Genomic DNA, 19629 nt, shown 5'->3' with positions numbered 1-19629 from the left:
ACAAAGAATGAGTGATGATGTGCAAAAAGTAATTCTTCAGCTGCCGGCTAGCGCAGAGTATGTGGATATTGTTAGGTTGAATTTATATGGTATTGCTTCAAAAATGGGCTTCACCTACGAAGATATTGAAGATATGAAGGTAGCTGTATCAGAGGCGTGTAACAACTCAGTATTGTACGCCTATGGACAACAAGACGGAATGGTTGATGTAATCTTTGAGGTGGGTGAAAGTGCCCTATCCATTACAGTCAAAGACGAGGGGGAGAGCTTTGACGGTTTGGAAGACTCGTCCAGTGAGCGTATGACACTGCATGATAAAGAGTTAAGTGACGTTCAGGTCGGCGGTTTAGGGTTCTACTTAATGCAAGCGTTGATGGATGACGTGAGCGTCGTAAGTGAGGCCGGAAGAGGGACGGTAGTAACTTTGAAGAAGCACCTTAACTTTAGCGAGGAAAAGGTATGAGTGATAAGGTGACTCCCCCCGAGTCCATGAATGAAGCAGTCACCCAAATTTGGGAATATCAGCAGACTAAGGATAATGAACGCGCAACAGTGCTGATTCAGAAATATGAGCCTATGGTAAAAATGGCTGCTGGAAAAATTTCTCGCAACCGCCCCGACTTGTATGAGGATTTATATCAGGTCGGGCAAATGGCGCTCATCCGGTTATTACAGCAATATGATATTAGCCTTGGAATCCCTTTTGAGCCCTATGCGATGAAAAGCATGATTGGACATATGAAGAATTTCCTGCGTGATAAATCTTGGTACATACAGGTACCTAGACGGATTAAAGAAAAGGGAGCACTTGTTCAACACGCGATTGACGAACTAACAGTGAAGCTGGAACGTTCGCCTGCGGTGGATGAGATTGCTCATTATCTTGATTTGTCTGTTGAAGAAACTGTAGAAGTACTGGCGGGCAGAGAATGTTATCATTACGTCTCCCTAGACTCGCCCCTTTCTCAAGAGGAGACAGGAGCTACACTAGGCGAGCTGATCAGCTCTGACGCAAATGATTACGAGACCGTAGAGAAACGTATGGATTTGCAACAAGCACTAGGTCAATTGAAGGAACAGGAGCAGCAGGTGCTGCTGTTAGCGTTCCAAGATGGACAATCCCAGCGGGCGATCGCCCAGAAGCTGGGGGTATCACAGATGAGCGTTTCACGCATACAGAAGCGGGCCACTGAGAAGTTAAAGCAGATTATGGCCAACTCTTCCTATTGAGTTCCTGTATGGGTAATATACATTTTCGACGATAAGGACATGCCTCTCTCCGCTGACTGGAGACCCGCATGTCCTTTATTTGTATTCGTAGACTTATTCCCCCGCTTGTCCGTCCAACCTAGAGGATTAGACGGACAAGCGGGGGAAGCGGTCGATAGTTGGGGAATAGATCGATAGTCTTGCGGTTAGCTATTAGCATCAATGTATTTTTTAATTTCGCCAAGATACTCTCCGATTACTGGAACATTAAGAAAAAGACTAAGAATGTAGCCTAATAAACCAAGGACTACAAATGTTCCGAGAGATAGTCCAAGTCCTCGAGATATACCGGCCATCAGGTTTGTGATGATTCTTTTTTTCGGATCTGAATAGTTGTCGAGAATGTCTTTGAATTCTGATTTTTCCAGTGAGTGAGCGATCTTATCAAGACGACTGTTTAAGCGTTTCACTTCATGTCGCAACTCGAAAGGATGTTCATCAATTTCATAAGGTTTTGTTTGGTTATTTGAATCTGCCATGCGCCATCCCTGCTTTCTATAGCCCGAACGGGCATTAATTAAATGTCTAGTTGTATCTGCTGATGTGAATAAAGGTGTAACTAAACAACAGCCAGCTGCGGTCAGCTGGCTGTTGTTTGTTAAAGTGATAGCTGTATGATGCCGCAGATTAGTAATTGGATTTATAGGAGGATTTTACATCCTCTTTCGCATCCTTAGCCTGATTGGCAACCTCTTTAGAGGATGCTTTAGCTTCATCAGCTACGTCTTTAGAGGCGTCTTTAACATCCGAGCTTACATTGCTTGAGGCTTCACTTACAGTGTCACCAATTTTACTTCCAGCCTCTTGAAGAGTGGCGGCAATTTGTTGTTTGCTGTCACTGACAGTGGTATAGATATCAGAAGCTTTATCTGACACCGTACTAGCCAAATCGGTTGCTTTTTCGCCAACGGTTGTCGCAATAGCTTTGGTTTTGTCAGTTACGGCACCAGCAACTTCTTTGGTCTTGTCTGTAGCTTGAGAAAGTTTATCTGACAGATCACTGCGCATTTCACGACCAGGCTTTGGTGCAAATAGCAGGGCTGCTGCGGCACCAATTAAGCTACCAATAAAGATACCTTTTAATAAGCTGCTTCCGTTCTCTACTTCATGTTCTACGTTACTCATCACCAATCACTCCTTATAATTTATCTTACTTCGTATATAAACTTTGGCGTATGGGCTGAAACAGTTGAAGAGCAAGGGGGAGATTACGGGAGTTTAAGGGAGGATACGGTAATCTAGAGGGCTTTAGGTCATATAAACCGCCTTTTTAAGGCTTTATCAAGATTTGTTTATGCGCAAAAAGAAGGGCGAAGACAGGCTGTGATATGCAGCATATGTCTCCATCCTTCCACGATTGAATTTATAATGTTACGGATTAATCATTAACGGCTTGGAGTACCGCATAGCCGAATTTAGGCAGATTCAGATGCAGCTGGGATGTGGAGGTTTCAGTCCGCTTCTGCGTCTTTAGATTTACCCATATCGTGTCTGCTCCGGTTACAGGAATGATGACTTCGGCCATAACATCTTCATTGTTCAATACGATTATGAACCGGCTTTGTTTGTCCCACCGCTCATATACAAGCAGCTTTGGATAACCCGGAATCTCCAGCGCTTTAAATCCACTGCTCCGGAATGCGGGATGAGATTTACGAAGGCTGATCGTCCAGCGATAGTATTCGAACAATTCTTGATTCTGTTTCTGGGAGTCCCACTCCATACATTTTCGGTTGTCCGGATCGTATCCGCCATCCATGCCGATTTCATCGCCATAATAAACACAGGGTGCTCCTTGAAAGGTCATCTGGAACAAAACGGCCAGCTTTAACTTCCTGATGTCACCGTCACAAAGTGTCAGGAAACGAACTGTATCATGGCTGTCTAGCAGATTAAAGGCGGCTTCCGTAATTTGCTGCGGATAATTCGCTAGCATAGTAGCAACCGACTGAGAGAATTGTGCAGCATTGATCTGTCCGTGAGCGAAAAAATTAATTTGAATATTCGTTAGCGGGTAATTCATAACGGCGTCAAATTGATCGCCAAGCAGCCACGGCAAGGAATCATGCATAATTTCTCCTACGAGATAGGCTTCTGGATTAATGCTTTTGATCGTACTGCAGAATTGCCGCCAGAACGAATGGGAGACTTCATTTGCGACATCAAGCCGCCAGCCGTCTATACCGATTTCCTCGATCCAATAGCGGCCTGCATTCAGTAGATATTCTATGACTTCAGGATTCTCAGTGTTGAACTTAGGCATGATAGGCTCAAATGCAAATGTGTCATAGGTGGGAATTCCGTCGATGACCTGTGGCGGCCACTCGCGTACATGGAACCAATCCGCATAACGTGAAGATTGCCCGTTCGCGAGCAGATCAACAAATGGCGGGAAGGTATGACCGCAATGATTAAAGACACCGTCCAGGATGACACGGATGCCTTTGGAGTGACAGGAGTCCACAAGCTCTTTCAGCAATGTATTGGTGCCAAAATGAGGATCGACCAAATAATAATCTTTTGTATCGTATTTATGATTGGTGGTTGCCGCAAATAAAGGATTAAAATATATAGCATTGATGCCCAATTCACAGAGATAATCCAAATGATCTAGTACACCCTGTAAGTCCCCTCCGAAGAAATTCCGAGGGCTCGGCGTGCCGCCCCATTCCAATACATCTGTCGGATCGTTGGTGGGATCCCCATTCGCGAAACGCTCCGGGAATATTTGATAAAATACTGCATCTTTCACCCACGATGGAGGGGAGTGCACATCTTCACGATTCAAAAATGGAAAGTCGAACAAGCCCTCATATACAACAGCAGGTGGCTCTGGATAAAAACCTTTTTCCAAAAAATAAAGAACTTCGTCTTTGTCATAAAGCGCAAAGTAATACGCGAGTCTGCGGTAAACGGGACGGACGGAGGCTTGCCAGTAATCGAACAAGCCGTCAGAAGCGAGGCGCTGCATTGGAATGACCTCATGCGTTTTGTCCCAGCCAAATTTATCTCCACAGAAAAGATCGATCTGTGATACGTTGTTCCGCTTAGTTCTTATGCGAATATGAAGTGTAGACTCATCGTAGGCATATGACCAATTTTGTCCCATACGGTGATAAACGGCTTCCGGTTGAATCATACTCATTTTCCATCCCTTCGGGCATGTAAACGCAAAAAAGGGCCAACCTCATGATTTTCAGAGGTTGAACCCTTGGCGGTTTCATTGCCTTTAAATTTGTCTGCATCTTACCATAACCCTCAAGAGCAAAGCAAGAGGTTATTTCACAAGAATTTAAAATATGGAATATTTAGTATGTGGTAGGGATAAAGAGAAAATAAAAGAAAAGATAAGATAAACTTTGTTAAACCGTCTTGTTTGGACTTATACTCTGATTGCAATCAAAATTATGGATATTATAGAATGAGGGCGAACGAACTTGATTTTTCATAACACGCATTCAAATTAAAGGCACTGTTACCTGGAAAGGTACAACCTCGGCACTTTGTGCAAATGAGGTTGTACCTTTTTTATATGCTTTTTTTCAATGCGGGTTAGGTTTAATCACTCATGAACGAAGGGGAGATGAGCAAATGAAGAAGAGTAAACGTTCCAAAATGCAAGCGGTAACATTTAGTTTAGTCCTATGCCTGCTGTTAACTTTGACGGTCACCGCATGCGGTTCAGGCAATGGGAACTCCGCATCAAAGCCGAATTCGAGTCCGAATTCCGCAGTGAACGAGCCGGGGGGAACCACAAATGAGACAAATACTTCCGGAGAGAATACCACCGATGAGGAAATGAAACCAGAAGCAGGGGCGAAACTGATGGTCTGGGAAGCCAAGGAGCAGCTTGAGTACATGAAGCAGGTTGCTGCTGATTTCGAAAAAGAATATGGTGTTCCCGTCACAGTTGAGGAAATGGCAGGTGGTGATCAAGGCGCAAGACTGGCGACGGATGGTCCGTCTAAACTTGCTGCAGATGTGTTGACTCTGCCCCATGACCAGATCGGGCAAGCCGTAAAAGCAGGGCTGCTTTTGCCAAATGATGTTTTTGAGGAAGAAACCAAATCAACGATGGTGGCAACAGCCGTTCAGGCGTCGTCTTATGATGGCATTCTTTACGGTTATCCTAAATCGGTAGAAACCTATGCGCTGTTCTACAACAAGGACCTGATTCCTGACGCTCCTAAAACGTGGGATGATGTGATTGCTTTTGCAGATACGTATAACAATCCGAAGGAAAACAAATTTGCAATCATGTGGGAATTCGTCGGATATTACAGCTATCCGTTTATTGGCAGCTTCGGCGGATATATTTACGGAGACAACAATACGAATTTCAAGGATATTGGATTGAACAATGAAGGCACTATCAAAGGGTTTACGTTTCTGCAGAGCCTCAAAAAAATTCTGCCTTTGAATGCAGGAGATATCACTTATGACGTGAAAACACAGTTGTTCCAAGAAGGTAAGCTGGCGATGAATATCGACGGGCCGTGGTCCATAGCGGCGTTTAAGGAAAATGTTAACTTGGGTGTGGCGCCTCTTCCAAAGGGACCTGACGGTCAAGACAGTCTTTCTTTCTCCGGGGTCAAATCGTATTATGTCAACTCATATACGGAATATCCGGTCGCAGGCCGTTTGTTCGCACATTTTGCAAGCAATAAGGAGAATCAGCTTAAGAATTTTGAGATGACGGGAGCGATTCCTGCGAGTATAGAGGCTGGAGAAGCGCCGGAAATCAAAGATGACCCTATTATTGGCGGATTCTTCGAGCAATTCCAAAATTCCGTTCCAATGCCTTCCGTTTCAGAAATTAAATCGGTCTGGGAACCCCTAAAAGCAGCGTTTGTGTCCCTGTGGAACGACTCAAATCTTGATGTTAAACAGACGCTGGATCAGACTGTAACCACGATTCAGGCCGATCTGGAGTCGAAGTAAAGGGCAGGTGATTTAACCATGAGGAAAAAAACAGGCGCAGCGCTACTCTCGGCTATTATTCCGGGACTGGGCCAGTTCTACAACCGGCAGTGGCTGAAAGGATTGGCATTCCTGCTGGTGGGGTCTGCTGGAATCTACTATATTGCTCATGATCTGATGGGACATTTGCATGGCTTAATTACGCTTGGTGAATTTCCAAGCCGTATGGTCAAGGTAGGCAAATTAACCCGGATGGTGGAAGGCGACCACTCCATTTTTATGATGATCAATGGTCTAATGGCATTGCTGGCGCTGCTCTTTTATACAGCTTTTCATTTACTGAACATCAGAGATGCATTCCTAGTTGGAGCTGCACGGGACCGGAAAGAGCCCATTCATTCATTCGCTGAATCGCTCAGAGCTATGGGGCGGAGGAATTTTGCCTATCTTGTCCTCGCGATTCCCTTTGTGGCCGTGGTTTTTCTGACGATATTACCACTTGTTTTTTCGGTGCTACTGGCGTTTACGAACTATGCCGACCCGATTTTACCGCCAGCACATCTGGTAGACTGGGTGGGTTTCGGTAATTTTAATAAAATGCTTAGTCTGGATGTCTGGAGTTCCACCTTTGGTGGAGTGCTGACTTGGACCTTGATCTGGGCGGTTATTGCTACTGCGACGACTTACATTGGAGGTGTGCTTATTGCAGTACTTATTCACCAGCCACGTGTCCGCTGCAAAAAGCTTTGGCGCACACTTCTGATCGTTCCATTCGCTATTCCCAATATGATTTCTCTGCTCGTCATGCGCAATATGTTCAATAATCAATTCGGACCGATCAATAGTTATTTAAGAGCCTTGGGACTGGAGGGTGTGGCCTGGCTAACCAATCCTTTCTGGGCTAAGGTCACTGTAATTCTGGCTAATATGTGGATCGGCATTCCGGTGACCATGATTCTGGCCTTCGGGGTGCTGACAACAATTCCGAAGGATATGTATGAAGCGGCAGAAGTAGACGGTGCTGGGTCATTTTATAAATTCCGCATGATTACGCTGCCCATGGTATTGTTCGCAACCGCACCTATCCTGATTATGCAGTTTGCCGGCAACATTAACAGCTTTAATGTCATTTATCTAATGACTAACGGAGAACCGGTTAATCCTAACTACCAGTACGCGGGCCACACTGACCTGCTGGTGACTTGGCTTTATAAACTGGCGCTGAACCAGTCACAGTACAGCTTTGCTTCTGTCATCGGGATTGTCATCTTCCTGATGGTCGCGACATTCTCCATCTGGAGCTACCGGCGGACGCGATCCTTTAAAGAGGAGGATATGATTGCATGAAGCTAAGACTGACGGAAGCGTTAAAAACGTTTGGTAGCCATTTATTGCTGATTGTGCTCAGTTTTATTAGTCTTTTCCCAGCTTTCTGGATTATTATGTCTTCTTTCAAAACAGGAAACAGTTTGTTCAGTGACTCATTGATTCCTAAGAATTTCACCTTTGTTCATTACAAGGAACTGTTTGAGCAAACTAAATATTTGTTATGGTTCATGAATACGCTAAAGATTGCGGCGTTGTCTACGCTGCTCGGCACCTTTTTGCTGCTGCTGACTTCGTACGCCATTTCTCGTTATCGATTTACGGGCAGAAAAACTACACTAACCACGCTCCTAGTTCTGCAGATGTTTCCGGGATTTATGGCTATGATTGCAGTTTACGTGCTGCTGAACACACTTGGGCTACTGAATTCTCATTGGGCACTTGTGCTCGTGTACAGCAGCGGTGCTATTATCACGAATGTTTTTGTGGCTAAAGGTTTTTTTGATACGATTCCTAAAAGCTTGGAAGATGCTGCGCGAATGGATGGGGCGAGTCATATGAAAGTATTTCTTTCTATCATGATCCCGTTATCTAAGCCGATGCTCACCTATGCCAGCCTTATGATTTTCAACGGCTGCTTTGTGGATTTTATATTCGCCGACCTTGTATTGCGTACGGAGGATACAAGAACGCTCGCCGTTGGGCTTTACCGGATGGTGAACCAAAGTAACTCAACCGAGTTTACGTTGTTCGCTGCCGGAGCGGTATTGGTCGCTCTCCCAGTCACGCTGCTGTTCATTTTCCTACAGCGTTTCTTGGTGGATGGCCTGACCGCAGGTGCAAGCAAAGGATAAGACGAACTGCGCTACCCTTGTGAGGCTACGCTGAATTCCATAAAAACCGCTTTCTACTCAGAGATCAAGATTCTGAGAAGGAAGCGGTTTTTTATATTTTATCCGGTTTCTAAAATCTTCTTGGTGGGGACAGGATTGAAGAATAATGAAAATAGGAGTAGAATTCCTCATGGAACCAACACTTAAGGGAGTTTGTAGAGTACTCAAAAATCCCGGAGCACGGGGTTATTTTCTAGCATTTATTAAATGTGAATACTAATAAGTCCTTGTGAGTTATAGAGCATCTAGTTAAAAGAGGAGAGAAATCATGGAAACCGTATTAGTACGAGAGTATCGGGCGGATTTGCTGGAATGTGTCCATAGTGGGCATATTGCCATCGTAGGAGAGAACGGAAATTTAAAGGGGTATGCAGGTGATCCGGAATTTGTATCGTTCACCCGTTCAGCTGCTAAACCCCTTCAGGCTATTCCAGGCGTACGTGGGGGGATTGTGGAGCATTACGGCTTTACACCCGCAGAGGTTGCCCTGATGACCGCCTCTCATCGGGGAGAGAGCTACCATGTAGCTGCGCTAGAGAGCATATCCTCCAAGATTGGCATCGATGAGCAACAAATGATCTGTGCAACGAGTTACCCGCTGGATTATTCCAGCAGGGAGAACGCCATTCGTGGTGCGGGCAAAAGAAAGTTCTATCATAACTGTGCGGGCAAGCACATGGGTATCTTATCTTACAGTAAGCTCAAAGGTTTGCCGCTTGAAGAATACTCACAGCCGGAGCAAACGGTGCAGCGTGAGATTATCGACACCATTGCTTATATGGCTGGTGTGGCCCCAGACAGTATCGGTTTAGGTACGGACGGATGCGGGCTGCCGGTATTTGCTCTGCCTCTGACCGCCTTGGCGACGGCCTATTTGAAATTAGCCAATCCGGATTTGATTGCAGATGAAGCTACTCGCAAAGCGGTTACTACTATTACAACGGCAATGAATGCTTATCCGGAGATGGTTTCTGGATCTGGTCGCCTTGATTCTATTCTTTTGGAAGATGATAATATTATTGCTAAGGGTGGATTTAAGGGTGTCTATTGCTTCGGCTTACGCCGTGAGCGACTGGGGATTGCTTTCAAGATTCTGGATGGGTCGGAAGAAGAGTGGGGACTTATTGTACAGGGAATTTTAAATCAAATTGGTTATAGTCAGAAAAATACCATGGAAAAGCTGCGCAATGCATTTTCAGGCGTGATTTACAATGACGGGGGTACACGAGTAGGCCATGCGGATACCGAGTTCAAGCTTAATTTCATAAAGTAGGATCATATAAAAAGAGCCCTTCGACTACGAATCCATCTTCTGGATACGCAGCGAAGGGCTTTTTTCTACGAGAAGCGGTGGTCATCTTTAAAGGACGGCAACATCGGTTCTTCTTGTAATAGGGAGAACTATTATTTATGACGTAGACGGCCGAGTTCGGAGACGAGTGCTTCCACCTGAGAAATACTCAGTCTGTCACTGCCCATGGCTACCTCATAAACATCATAGATATCTTCATAATGATCTACTGAAAAAGCGGAGGCTTGCATCGCCGCGGCACTGGCCATTTTTAATTTGTTCTTGATAGCCTCGATCATATACTCAACATTTTCCTGACTAGGCTTTGTTAAATCCATTAGGTTAAAACATCCTCTCTGTATACTGATTCATGTATTTTACCATGTTTGGCAGCTTGACCACCATTTTTTTGTCGGGTTCCCTGAAATCATGTTAAATTAAAGGCATGAGATCAAAAATATCATCGAAGGGAGGAAATGTATTGGCAATCAGAGAACAGGGAAGCGGAAAACGCATTAAAATGGACGATGCTGGATTAGTGTCCTTTTTCATGGAAATAGCTGCTCTGCATTCCGCCGAGGAAGTCACGTTCCTGTGCATTGGAACAGATCGGTCTACAGGAGATGCACTCGGTCCGTTGACGGGCAGCAAACTTGTGGAACATGGCTTCCGACATGTAATCGGTACGTTGCCGTTTCCTTGCGATGCAGATAATTTGGTGGCCAGAGTGGCTGAGATTCCCTCCGGGCATATTGTAGTTGCGGTAGATGCTTGTCTGGGTCCTCCGATCGCGCTTGGATATTACTTCGTTTCGAGTGAGCCACTGCAGCCTGCACAGTCGGTGGGGGCAAATCTTCCAGCCGTAGGTCACTATAGTTTGGCGGCCGTTGTAGATATGAATGGCCCGAAACCCTATAGAACGTTGCAGACCACTCCACTGCATAGAGTGATGGTTATGGCAGAACATATCGCTATAGCGGCAGCAAAAGGATTCGGACTCCAGTAGTGCCCATTGGGCACTTAAAAATAAGTTGTCCGTTTCAAGGCGGGCTGTTTTGCTTAATAATAGATATTAGACACATTATCTTAGTATTCTAGAAAGAGGGAAGCAGCCATGGAAAGAGTTCGTTGTGACGGAAGCAATATATGCTACAGTGATCAGGGGAAAGGCGAAGTTATTGTATTGCTGCATGGCTTTTGTGGAAGCGCTGAATATTGGGAACAAGTCATTCCTGTCTTAAGCAGCGGCTACCGAGTGATTGCTCCCGATTTACGTGGTCACGGAGCTTCGGAAGCTCCATTAGGACCTTATAGTATTGAACAAATGGCAGATGATGTTCTGGGTCTGTTAGATTCGCTGGAGATTGATGAATGCATCATGCTTGGTCATTCGCTTGGCGGATATATTACGCTATCGTTTGCTCAGCGTTATGCTTCTCGATTGAAAGGCTTTGGATTAATTCATTCTACTGCTTATCCAGATAGTGAAGAAGCTAAGGAAAAACGACTGAAGAGTGTCAGCGCGATTCAAAATGAAGGGATTACTCCTTTCGTAGACAGCTTCGTACCAGGCTTGTTTGCTGAAGCAACCGCTTCTGCATCTCCACAGCTGCTGGAGCGCGCTAAAGAAATCGGCTACAAAACGCCTCCACAAGGAGCGGCAGGAGCTGCACTGGCGATGCGTGAGCGTCCAGATCGACGGGATGTAATTACGGCCACTACGTTGCCGGTATTGCTTGTTGCTGGCGAGCAGGATGGATTGATTCCTGCTGAACGAACCTTTACTGCGGATAAACCGAATATAACGCAAGCAACGATATCGGGTGCAGGCCACATGAGTCTTTTTGAAGCTCCTGAACGATTAGCCGAGATCATAAAGGATTTTGTTCAGGCTTCCGTTTTAGGCAATAGCCGCGTATAAAAAATCATCTACAAAGAGGCAGCACGGCGCCATTATGGCGTGTGCTGCCTCTTTTTTTAAGGGCTATCTAATGATCTGGTATTCTCCTTAACTGGCATAGAATTCGGCAATGGTTTAAGATAAATCAATAGAATAACTTAAGTGGTCTGAGTCCTGAATTTTTTGCTACCACAGTACGGAAAAGGAGGAATTGCATGTTTCGAAGAGACTATATTGTCCGGATGATCGAAGATATGACGGCGATGGTTGCCAAGGTATTTTCTCTGAAGCAGGAACGGAAGACGACAGAAGCTTTATGGGAAATCGATGAGCTGTTGAACCGGCATTTTCCGCTGAATTCACGTCTTTTAAATTCACTATCTGTAGAAGATATCATAGATATGTTTCGTTTTGGCGGTGTGGTTGAGTCCGATAAGCTTCAAGGTCTGGCCAAACTGCTGAAGGAAGAAGGCAGCATTTATGCGGCAAATGGCGATAAGGATGCAGCATTATTTAGAAGTATGAGAGCTTTACATTTATATTTGTACGCGGATCTTCATGGAGCAGACAGGGAGCTGCTGCATATGACTCAGGAAATTGATGAACTCTTGCAGGATGTGCAGGCCTATCGTCTCCCGTCTAAAACGGAGCGGCTACTGTTGGAGTATATGGAGTCGGTAGGACGATATAGTAAAGCGGAGGACAGCCTCTACCGGCTGTGGGAGCAAGGAGAAGATGTTGTAATAGAAGGGGATAAGCTGTACAATCGGCTGCTGCTCAAATCATCTGCAGAATTGGAACAAGGTGCCCTTCCTCTGGAGGAAGTAGAGCAGGGGTTAAAAGAGTGGGGCAGGGTAACAGCGATACGAAAGGAAGCAGGAACCTGATGAATACGATGAATATCCCTTTATATATTATCGATGCTTTTGCAGAACAGGCTTATTCAGGCAATCCTGCGGCGGTATGTTTACTGGAGCATCCCGTCGATGAAGGTTATATGCAGAAGACAGCAGCGGAAATGAACTTGTCAGAGACAGCTTTTCTCTGGCCAGAGGAAGATGGATATCGCTTGCGATGGTTTACACCTAAAGTTGAGGTCAAGCTGTGTGGGCATGGGACTCTAGCAAGTGCGCATGTACTATGGGAGAGCGGATTGCTAGCGCCTGACATGGAAGCAAGGTTCTATACACGCAGTGGGTTGCTCAGAGCTTCTCGTTCAGGAGATTTGATCTCACTGTACTTCCCGCCTTATCAGCTTCAACCCTCTCCGGTAATTTCAGGTCTCGCAGCAGCACTTGGTATTGCAGAAGCCAATGTGGTGGAAACTATGCGATATGCTGACAATGTACTTGTACGACTGGATCAGGAAGCCCGGGTTCGCGAACTCAGCCCTGACTTCGGAGCTTTATCCGGGCTTGAAGGGAGAGGTTTCGCGGTTACCGCAGAAAGCTCTATCGAAGGTATTGATTGTATATCACGTTTTTTTGCGCCGAAGGTAGGAGTGAATGAGGATCCGGTAACAGGCTCAGCGCATACTGCATTGGCACCTTTTTGGGCGGATAGACTCAATCGTACGCAGTTGACCGCTTATCAAGCTTCGAAACGTGGAGGTTTGCTTCAGTTAGAGGTAAGTAAAGACGAGATTAAGTTGTCTGGGCGAGCATTAACTATAGTTAGTGGAGAGCTGCATGTTAAGCCCTGCTAGAACAAGGAACGCCCCTTGTTAACACGTGATATAATGAACGATGATGGTTAGGAGACATAGATTCTCCATTTTTAATCCCGAAAGTGAGATGTGCGTTGTGGAATCTTTAACAGCTCTAATTGAACAACTAATTAATGACCGTACTTTGATTACGGCTACCCTAAGTCAAGTACGTTATAAAGGCGAAAATTGTACCAAAGTGCAGGTTAAACCTGTTGAACTAAAGGGGAAGCTGCATTATCAGTTTGCGTCCTATATTGGTACAAAGGTAGAACATCGCAACGTACCCGCAGAGTTAGCGGCGGAAGAAATATCTCTTTTATTTAGAGAAACGTATCGGCAAGGTTTGTTGTGTACAGTAGAAGCCGATTATCAGGTGCTTATTAGTAAGAAATTCAAAGTATCAATCCTAACCAAGTCTCCAAGTAAAAAGGAAGAGCCGGATCTAGCTCACAACCGTCGCAAACGTTATGTGCTGGAGGATGGAGAGCCTGTGCCATTTCTGGTGGAGCTTGGAATCATGAATAAAGAAGGTAAAGTGCTGGCCAAAAGATATGATAAGTTTCGGCAGATCAATCGTTTTCTGGAGATGGTAGAGGACGTGCTTGCCGATCTGCCAACAGGCCGACCGTTGACGATTGTGGATTTTGGCTGTGGAAAATCATATTTGACCTTTGCGCTGTATCACTATCTGACCGTTCGCAAGAAGCGGGAGCTTAATATCATTGGGTTAGATTTAAAAGCAGATGTGATTGAGCATTGTAACGAACTTGCTGCCAAAATCGGTTATGATCACTTGAAGTTCTTCGTGGGTGACATTGCCGAGTATAATGAGCTGGAGCAGGTGGACATGGTGATCACACTTCATGCTTGTGACACAGCTACCGATGCTGCCCTTGAAAAAGCAGTACGTTGGGGAGCGTCTGTAATTTTATCTGTGCCTTGCTGCCAGCATGAATTATTCGCACAAATCGAAAATGAAGTAATGAGCCCTATGCTTTCGCATGGCATACTGAAAGAGCGTTTTTCCGCCTTGGCTACAGATGCCATTCGCGCCAAATTGCTCGACATGATGGGCTATAGCAGCCAGCTGCTGGAATTCATCGATCTGGAGAATACGCCGAAGAACATTTTGATTCGTGCCGTTAAGAGTTCAGCCGGGGACAACTCCGTCAAATGGCGCGAATACACCGCATTCCGCGATTTTCTGGGAGCAAAACCCTACCTCGAACGCGTATGCGCTGATCTGCTTCCCACTGGGAGTTCGGTAGAAGGGTAGAGGGTATTAAGGTAGAGAGCGTAGAACGGTAGTACTGTAGAATGGGCACTTATAGGTGCAGGCTAATTCGATCAGTTGTACTTTTTACAACTATATAGCATTTTTAATAGGAAATTGGATAGTACAGCTAGTGCGATCTAATGGTTAGGACGGTACGGCTAGTGTGATCTAATGGTTAGAACGGTGCAGCGAGTGCGATCTAATGGCGAGTTGGTTTAGTTGTACTTTGTGCAACTAAATATGCTCAGAAGCTGCGTTTTAGTGATTTAGTTGCACTTTGTACACTTAAAAACGAACAATACTCCGCATATGGTGGGATTCTCGAAAAACAGTTGCACAAAGTACAATTAAAGTGGAAGTAAGCGGTGAAAGCACGGGATTAGTTGTACTTTTTACAACTGTATAGCTTTTTTTGGATGGGAATTCAGATAGTACAGCTAGTGCGATCTAATGGTTAGGATGGTACAGCTAGTGTGATCAAATGGTTTGGGCGGTGCAGCTAGTGCGATCTAATAGCGAGGACGGTGCCGCTAGTGCGATCTAATGCGAGTTGGTTTAGTTGTACTTTGTGCAACTAAATATGCTCTGAAGCTGCGTTTTAGTGATTTAGTTGCACTTTGTACACTTAAAGATGAACAATACTCCACATTTGGCGGGATTCTCGAAAAACAGTTGCAGAAAGTACAATTAAAGTGGAAGTAAGCAGCGAAAGCACGGGATTAGTTGTACTTTTTACAACTATATAGCCTTTTTGAATGGGAATTCGGATAGGCAGCTAATGCGATCAAATGGTTAGGACGTTCCAGTTAGTGTGATCAAATGGTTAGGACGATGCAGCTAGTGCGATCTAATGGCGAGTTGGTTTAGTTGTACTTTGTGCAACTAAATATGCTCAGAAGCTGCGTTTTAGTGATTTAGTTGCACTTTGTACACTTAAAAACGAACAATACTCCCCATACGGCGGGATTCTTGAAAAATAGTTGCACTAAGTGCAATTAAAGTGGAAGTAAGCAGCGAAAGCACGGGATTAGTTGTACTTTTTACAACTATATAGCTTTTTTGAATGAGAATTCGGATAGTACAGCTAGTGCGATCTAATGGTTAGGACGGTACCGCTCCTTTGTGGAGAGGTATCGTCTTTTTGCGTTCTAGTCTTGTATAAGGGAAATGTGGAAAGGATAGAGATAAATTAACGAATACAGGGGTATCTAAATGTGGCGTTTTAAAAAAGACTGGAGTCTGGAATCATCAATTGCATATATTTGTGGAGCCTTAGTGATAGCGGCTGGTGTGGGTGCTTGTTTGTTGCGGGGATTGTTTTTTACTGAGGAGATGTATCCCTTTCTAACCTTATGGTTTGTGCTGTGTTGTGCGTGCTCGCTTTATTATCTTGTTGGGGTTGGTGCATGGAGAAAAAGTGGGGGAGGAGTAGGTGCAGGTGCAGGTGCAGGTGCAGGTGCAGTAAGAGGTTTTACGGGAGTCAATGGGGTTAGTGAAGTTAGTGAAGTTGGTCAAGTTAGTGGAGAAAATAGAGCGTTAAGAATATTATTAAGCGTCCCTTTAATTATTCTATCGCTTTATGTGATTCATTGGCTGTGCGGGCCACTTTCTTCCCAGGGAACTATGAATGAAATGCTGCGGTGGGGCTTGTATGCTAGCTTTGCAATATTGGTTTGTTTTTGTGCGGTGAACCTGGTGGGACGCCGGATTTTAAATGTAATTTGGTCTATGCTGGGTATGACTTTATGCCTGAGCGCTTTATTGGCTGTGTGTGGAGTGGTAAAGTTGCCTTTCGCTGTGGCTTACAGCAATTCAGCAGAAGTGAGCGCCACAGGGGTTAGATTAGCAGGATTGATGGAATATCCGAATGCTTTTGGTGCTGTGATGGCTGTTTTTCTGCTGGAACGGCTATTTGCTGTTGCTGTTTATTATGGGGATCCAAAAAAGAGCGTGAATATGTTGGGAGCAAGAAGTGTTGGGCTGGGGATGGAGTGCACAGAAGCAGAACGGAGGAGCAAAGGGGCAGGAGGCGTGGAGGCGGAGCACGGAAAAGCGGGAAGCACGACCGCCGCGCTGCTGCGCTTGCTGCCGCTGTTCCCGTACACCGCCGCGCTGCTCCTCACCGAGTCGCGCGGCGCATGGCTGACGGCGGCTTGCGCCTGCGCCGCCGTCTTGCTCTGGAAGCGGCAGCTAATCGCGCCGCTTCTTGCTGCTGGCGCTGCGCCCGTGGCCGCCGCGGCGCTACTCTACCGCCAACTGGCCCGTGCCGGGTTGGCGGTAGAGCCAGTGCCCGGCCTGCTGTTGCTGGCCGGGCACTGGGCCGGCGCGCTGCTAGCCGGCCTATGGCTGTGCCGCCGCCAGCGCGGCGCGGCGGGCACTGCCCGAGCCGCCATGCTGGCATTGGCGGCGGCAGGTTGGACGGCGGCGGGGATCGCCGTCCTCCTGCACGTGCGCGAGCGGATCACCGGACCGTCATCGACGGTATCCGCGCGCGGGCTGTTCTACCGCGACGCCTGGCGGCTAGCGGCAGAGGCACCTTGGCTGGGACGTGGGGGTGAGACTTGGCGGCATTCATACCTTGCCGCCCAATCTCGCCCTTATGTGGGCAGCCAGGTGCATAATGGATACCTCGACATCCTGTTGAACTTAGGATTCGTTGGTCTTGCAGCCATACTCCTTATGCTGTTGGCAGCAGGCTGGCTGCTGGCTACTAAATCGCCGCGGTTGCTGCCGCCGTTTCTGGTCATCGTCTTACACAGCGTCGTTGATTTTGACTGGAGCTACGGATTATTTTGGCTGCTGCTATTCTGGCTGCCAGCGATTGCTCTGGCTGAGCATAAGCAGAAACATCAATCTGCGTCTACCCATCCTCAGTCTGAGACCAAGCTGTCAACTCACTCCACATCCACGAACCCGCTCACCAATGTCACTACACCTGCGAATCCACTAATCGCTCACTCCACATCCACGAACCCGCTCACCAATGTCACTACACCAGCGAATCCACTAATCGCTCACTCCACATCCACGAACCCGCTCACCAATGTCACTACACCTGCGAATCCACTAATCGTTCAATCCGCATCTACGAACCCGCTCACCAATGTCTCTGCACCTGCGAATCCACTAATCGCTAACTCTACATCTACGACCCCCCTTACCAATGTCACTACACCTGTGAATCCGCTAATCGCTCACTCTACATCTACGAACCTGCTCATCAACGTCACTACACCAGCGAATCCGCTAATAGTTTACCCTACATCCAAGAATCCGCCCCAAATCCGTCTTCGCCGACTAATCGGAACTGCGGCATGTTGTTTTTCGCTTATGCTGGGGGTGCTATCTTTTCACGCCGCTCAAGGAGAGAAGTTCTATCGACAAGCGATTATGTCGGTGGATCCTTCGGTGAAGGTAGAGTTGCTAGAGCAATCGCTGGCGTGGAATCCCCAGTCACCTCGAACGGCTATAGCATTATCTAGGCGGCTCTCGGGTGAACAGAGCGTAAGTCTGCTTCGGCAGAGTTTGTTGTATTCTCCCGAGAATGCCAGCTTAAGCTGGGAGCTGGCTGAACGATGGATGAGCAGCGACCATCCGGGGGCAGCGTTATATTGGATAGGCCAGAGCCTTAGGCTGGATAAGTACAACAATGCCAAGTGGGTGAAGGCGATTGAAGGGATGCTTCTTATGGGGCAAAAAAAGCTTGCAGAAGGAAAGCGAAAGGAAGGCCTAATCTGTGTCGCCTCTGGGAATGAACTTCTTTTGAAATATAGAAGGTTGGCAGAAGAGGAGGCTAATAAAGGAGGGCAACATAATGACCGCGAGTTCCGAATGACAGAACAAGCCGACGACTTGAGTCGACGGCTTAGTATGTTTGCTTTACGATTTTAGCGGACGTGAAATCATCCAGGAGTAGAGAATGGGCACGATAATTGCAAGTACGAGTGCCGTAATAATAAGAAGCTGAGACAAGGCTCCGCTCAAAAAGGCTCCTGCAAAAATAAGTAGGCCACCGATCATCCACATTATCCCGGATAGGCGATGTGTTTTTCGCCATACCTCGGGGTTGGCGAGCGTCCAGGCTGTACGAACCCCAAACAAGTAATTATCTTTTACCTGTGGCATGTAGTTGCCGAGAGCAATAAACATTATTCCGACAGCTCCTATGGCGATCTTCCCAACGTTTATATCTTTACCTAGACCGTAAGCAATCGACAGCACCAGCATTAGATTAAAAAGCACCCCAATAGCAAGTCTGCTCATGGCATAGGCATTTTCGAATTTTTTGTAATTTTCCCGCTTAGGATCGATGCTGCGTGTGAACTGCATGATTAGCGGGAGCACAATCCCTAATATTCCGAACACAAAAATAGCAATGTTTTTGTCCCAGTATCTGTTGACCTTACCCGTAATTCCAAACTGTGCTGGTAACTCCTGCGGCAGCTTGCTGTAATTGATCAGAGCGTAGGCTAATGTAGCTAAACCTAATACTACTATTAGGGTATCCTGCCATCTCCATTTGAAATCTTTCATCATTAATCCGCCTCCTTTTTGGAATCGATATCCTGACGTTGCTGCTTGCCGTCCAGTGATTTACTCTCCGTCTCCGTTTGCTTTCCTGTACCAGTGAGCTCCAATAACCAACCGAGAACCTCTTCGAGGACTGTGGTGTTTAGCGAGTACATAATAAATTGTCCTTTTCGCTCATCCTGTACCAGATCGGCATGCTTCAGCGCATTCAGATGGTGAGAAATGCTTGGCTTAGACATGTTGAAAAAATCCGCGATTTCACCTGCGGTTCGATCTTTCTCCCTTAGTAACCGAATGATTTGGCGACGGGTAGGATCAGCTAGTGCTTTAAAGGATTCATTCATATTCCACCCTGCCTTTCGATATTTAAATAATTATCTAAATATATATTAGCTCTTCACTTTCATAGCTGTCAATGCAGTATTCACTTAGCAATAGCGTGTGTAAAAGTGTCACCGAATCTTTAAAATTAACTGCCGTCCAAAGCCGACTCCTGTTAATACTAACGATGGGCAT

Annotated in this window: 18 protein-coding genes; 12 read left to right on the top strand and 6 right to left on the bottom strand. The window is 46.1% G+C overall.

Translation table 11 applies throughout. The features are described from left to right. Positions 1–7: 7 nt before the first annotated feature. The gene (gene rsbW / locus NSQ50_RS26980; protein ID WP_036680217.1) at positions 8–463 is read left to right on the top strand and encodes an anti-sigma B factor RsbW; all 456 of its coding nucleotides are present in this window, start codon (positions 8–10) and stop codon (positions 461–463) included. After that, complete coding sequence (locus NSQ50_RS26975; RefSeq protein ID WP_036680216.1) at positions 460–1230, top strand: sigma-70 family RNA polymerase sigma factor; 771 nt, start codon at positions 460–462, stop codon at positions 1228–1230. Before rsbW ends, NSQ50_RS26975 begins: the two co-directional genes overlap by 4 nt. A 185-nt stretch (positions 1231–1415) precedes the next feature. Here NSQ50_RS26975 and NSQ50_RS26970 read toward each other — a convergent pair whose 3' ends face one another. The 3 genes from NSQ50_RS26970 to NSQ50_RS26960 form a co-directional block, all read right to left on the bottom strand. Further along, on the bottom strand, positions 1416–1748 hold the full coding sequence (locus NSQ50_RS26970; protein WP_036680215.1) for a DUF5665 domain-containing protein: 333 nt from the start codon (positions 1746–1748) through the stop codon (positions 1416–1418). A 148-nt stretch (positions 1749–1896) separates the two neighbouring features. Then, positions 1897–2394, bottom strand: a complete 498-nt coding sequence (locus NSQ50_RS26965; RefSeq protein WP_076128671.1) for a YtxH domain-containing protein — start codon at positions 2392–2394, stop codon at positions 1897–1899. 253 nt (positions 2395–2647) lie between these two features. After that, the gene (locus tag NSQ50_RS26960) at positions 2648–4414 is read right to left on the bottom strand and encodes a glycoside hydrolase family 13 protein (RefSeq protein WP_370511388.1); all 1767 of its coding nucleotides are present in this window, start codon (positions 4412–4414) and stop codon (positions 2648–2650) included. A gap of 446 nt (positions 4415–4860) precedes the next feature. On the opposite strand from NSQ50_RS26960, the gene NSQ50_RS26955 reads away from it, so the two are divergent. The 4 genes from NSQ50_RS26955 (at position 4861) to NSQ50_RS26940 (ending at position 9681) form a co-directional block, all read left to right on the top strand. Then, positions 4861–6210, top strand: a complete 1350-nt coding sequence (locus NSQ50_RS26955) for a sugar ABC transporter substrate-binding protein (protein ID WP_254847769.1) — start codon at positions 4861–4863, stop codon at positions 6208–6210. Positions 6211–6228: 18 nt separating this feature from the next. Next, positions 6229–7536, top strand: a complete 1308-nt coding sequence (locus tag NSQ50_RS26950; protein WP_076224269.1) for a carbohydrate ABC transporter permease — start codon at positions 6229–6231, stop codon at positions 7534–7536. After that, entirely contained in the window at positions 7533–8369 is an 837-nt protein-coding gene (locus NSQ50_RS26945) for a sugar ABC transporter permease (RefSeq protein WP_076128667.1), read from the top strand. Before NSQ50_RS26950 ends, NSQ50_RS26945 begins: the two co-directional genes overlap by 4 nt. A 307-nt stretch (positions 8370–8676) precedes the next feature. Continuing rightward, complete coding sequence (locus NSQ50_RS26940) at positions 8677–9681, top strand: asparaginase (RefSeq protein WP_076224266.1); 1005 nt, start codon at positions 8677–8679, stop codon at positions 9679–9681. A 131-nt stretch (positions 9682–9812) separates the two neighbouring features. Here the strand turns inward: NSQ50_RS26940 and NSQ50_RS26935 are convergent, their stop codons facing one another. Continuing rightward, the gene (locus tag NSQ50_RS26935) at positions 9813–10037 is read right to left on the bottom strand and encodes a DUF1128 domain-containing protein (RefSeq protein WP_036680203.1); all 225 of its coding nucleotides are present in this window, start codon (positions 10035–10037) and stop codon (positions 9813–9815) included. A gap of 143 nt (positions 10038–10180) precedes the next feature. Here NSQ50_RS26935 and yyaC point away from each other — a divergent pair, with 143 nt between their 5' ends. From yyaC to NSQ50_RS26905, 6 genes are all read left to right on the top strand, one after another. Beyond that, positions 10181–10705, top strand: a complete 525-nt coding sequence (gene yyaC, locus NSQ50_RS26930) for a spore protease YyaC (RefSeq protein ID WP_256717065.1) — start codon at positions 10181–10183, stop codon at positions 10703–10705. 108 nt (positions 10706–10813) lie between these two features. Then, positions 10814–11620, top strand: coding sequence for an alpha/beta fold hydrolase (locus NSQ50_RS26925; RefSeq protein ID WP_076224263.1), 807 nt, complete (start codon positions 10814–10816; stop codon positions 11618–11620). A 194-nt stretch (positions 11621–11814) separates the two neighbouring features. Next, the gene (locus NSQ50_RS26920) at positions 11815–12486 is read left to right on the top strand and encodes a DUF6483 family protein (protein WP_076128661.1); all 672 of its coding nucleotides are present in this window, start codon (positions 11815–11817) and stop codon (positions 12484–12486) included. Beyond that, positions 12486–13304: a PhzF family phenazine biosynthesis protein gene (locus NSQ50_RS26915; RefSeq protein ID WP_256717064.1), complete on the top strand. Its 819-nt coding sequence runs from the start codon at positions 12486–12488 to the stop codon at positions 13302–13304. The genes NSQ50_RS26920 and NSQ50_RS26915 overlap by 1 nt, the downstream gene beginning before the upstream one ends. A gap of 88 nt (positions 13305–13392) precedes the next feature. Next, the gene (locus NSQ50_RS26910) at positions 13393–14583 is read left to right on the top strand and encodes a class I SAM-dependent methyltransferase (RefSeq protein ID WP_081384002.1); all 1191 of its coding nucleotides are present in this window, start codon (positions 13393–13395) and stop codon (positions 14581–14583) included. A gap of 1212 nt (positions 14584–15795) precedes the next feature. Continuing rightward, positions 15796–18474 (top strand): O-antigen ligase family protein, encoded by a 2679-nt coding sequence (locus NSQ50_RS26905; protein ID WP_076224261.1) that lies wholly within the window; start codon positions 15796–15798, stop codon positions 18472–18474. Here NSQ50_RS26905 and NSQ50_RS26900 read toward each other — a convergent pair. After that, positions 18463–19119, bottom strand: a complete 657-nt coding sequence (locus tag NSQ50_RS26900; RefSeq protein WP_076224259.1) for an SdpI family protein — start codon at positions 19117–19119, stop codon at positions 18463–18465. The two genes, NSQ50_RS26905 and NSQ50_RS26900, sit on opposite strands and share 12 nt — an antisense overlap. Further along, positions 19119–19457 (bottom strand): autorepressor SdpR family transcription factor, encoded by a 339-nt coding sequence (locus tag NSQ50_RS26895; RefSeq protein WP_051491108.1) that lies wholly within the window; start codon positions 19455–19457, stop codon positions 19119–19121. Before NSQ50_RS26895 ends, NSQ50_RS26900 begins: the two co-directional genes overlap by 1 nt. Positions 19458–19629 lie beyond the last annotated feature (172 nt).

Source organism: Paenibacillus sp. FSL R10-2788 (assembly GCF_038003885.1).
GTDB lineage: Bacteria > Bacillota > Bacilli > Paenibacillales > Paenibacillaceae > Paenibacillus_AQ > Paenibacillus_AQ odorifer.
Note: the sequence above shows the minus strand (reverse complement) of the source record. Positions and strands in the feature narration are given on the sequence as shown.

Bases quoted from the DNA above. Each gene is read 5' to 3' on its own strand.
- rsbW (WP_036680217.1), top strand. From the start codon at position 8: ATGAGTGATGATGTGCAAAAAGTAATTCTTCAGCTGCCGGCTAGCGCA.
- NSQ50_RS26975 (WP_036680216.1), top strand. From the start codon at position 460: ATGAGTGATAAGGTGACTCCCCCCGAGTCCATGAATGAAGCAGTCACC.
- NSQ50_RS26970 (WP_036680215.1), bottom strand. From the start codon at position 1,748: ATGGCAGATTCAAATAACCAAACAAAACCTTATGAAATTGATGAACAT.
- NSQ50_RS26965 (WP_076128671.1), bottom strand. From the start codon at position 2,394: ATGAGTAACGTAGAACATGAAGTAGAGAACGGAAGCAGCTTATTAAAA.
- NSQ50_RS26960 (WP_370511388.1), bottom strand. From the start codon at position 4,414: ATGAGTATGATTCAACCGGAAGCCGTTTATCACCGTATGGGACAAAAT.
- NSQ50_RS26955 (WP_254847769.1), top strand. From the start codon at position 4,861: ATGAAGAAGAGTAAACGTTCCAAAATGCAAGCGGTAACATTTAGTTTA.
- NSQ50_RS26950 (WP_076224269.1), top strand. From the start codon at position 6,229: ATGAGGAAAAAAACAGGCGCAGCGCTACTCTCGGCTATTATTCCGGGA.
- NSQ50_RS26945 (WP_076128667.1), top strand. From the start codon at position 7,533: ATGAAGCTAAGACTGACGGAAGCGTTAAAAACGTTTGGTAGCCATTTA.
- NSQ50_RS26940 (WP_076224266.1), top strand. From the start codon at position 8,677: ATGGAAACCGTATTAGTACGAGAGTATCGGGCGGATTTGCTGGAATGT.
- NSQ50_RS26935 (WP_036680203.1), bottom strand. From the start codon at position 10,037: ATGGATTTAACAAAGCCTAGTCAGGAAAATGTTGAGTATATGATCGAG.
- NSQ50_RS26925 (WP_076224263.1), top strand. From the start codon at position 10,814: ATGGAAAGAGTTCGTTGTGACGGAAGCAATATATGCTACAGTGATCAG.
- NSQ50_RS26920 (WP_076128661.1), top strand. From the start codon at position 11,815: ATGTTTCGAAGAGACTATATTGTCCGGATGATCGAAGATATGACGGCG.
- NSQ50_RS26915 (WP_256717064.1), top strand. From the start codon at position 12,486: ATGAATACGATGAATATCCCTTTATATATTATCGATGCTTTTGCAGAA.
- NSQ50_RS26910 (WP_081384002.1), top strand. From the start codon at position 13,393: ATGTGCGTTGTGGAATCTTTAACAGCTCTAATTGAACAACTAATTAAT.
- NSQ50_RS26905 (WP_076224261.1), top strand. From the start codon at position 15,796: ATGTGGCGTTTTAAAAAAGACTGGAGTCTGGAATCATCAATTGCATAT.
- NSQ50_RS26900 (WP_076224259.1), bottom strand. From the start codon at position 19,119: ATGATGAAAGATTTCAAATGGAGATGGCAGGATACCCTAATAGTAGTA.
- NSQ50_RS26895 (WP_051491108.1), bottom strand. From the start codon at position 19,457: ATGAATGAATCCTTTAAAGCACTAGCTGATCCTACCCGTCGCCAAATC.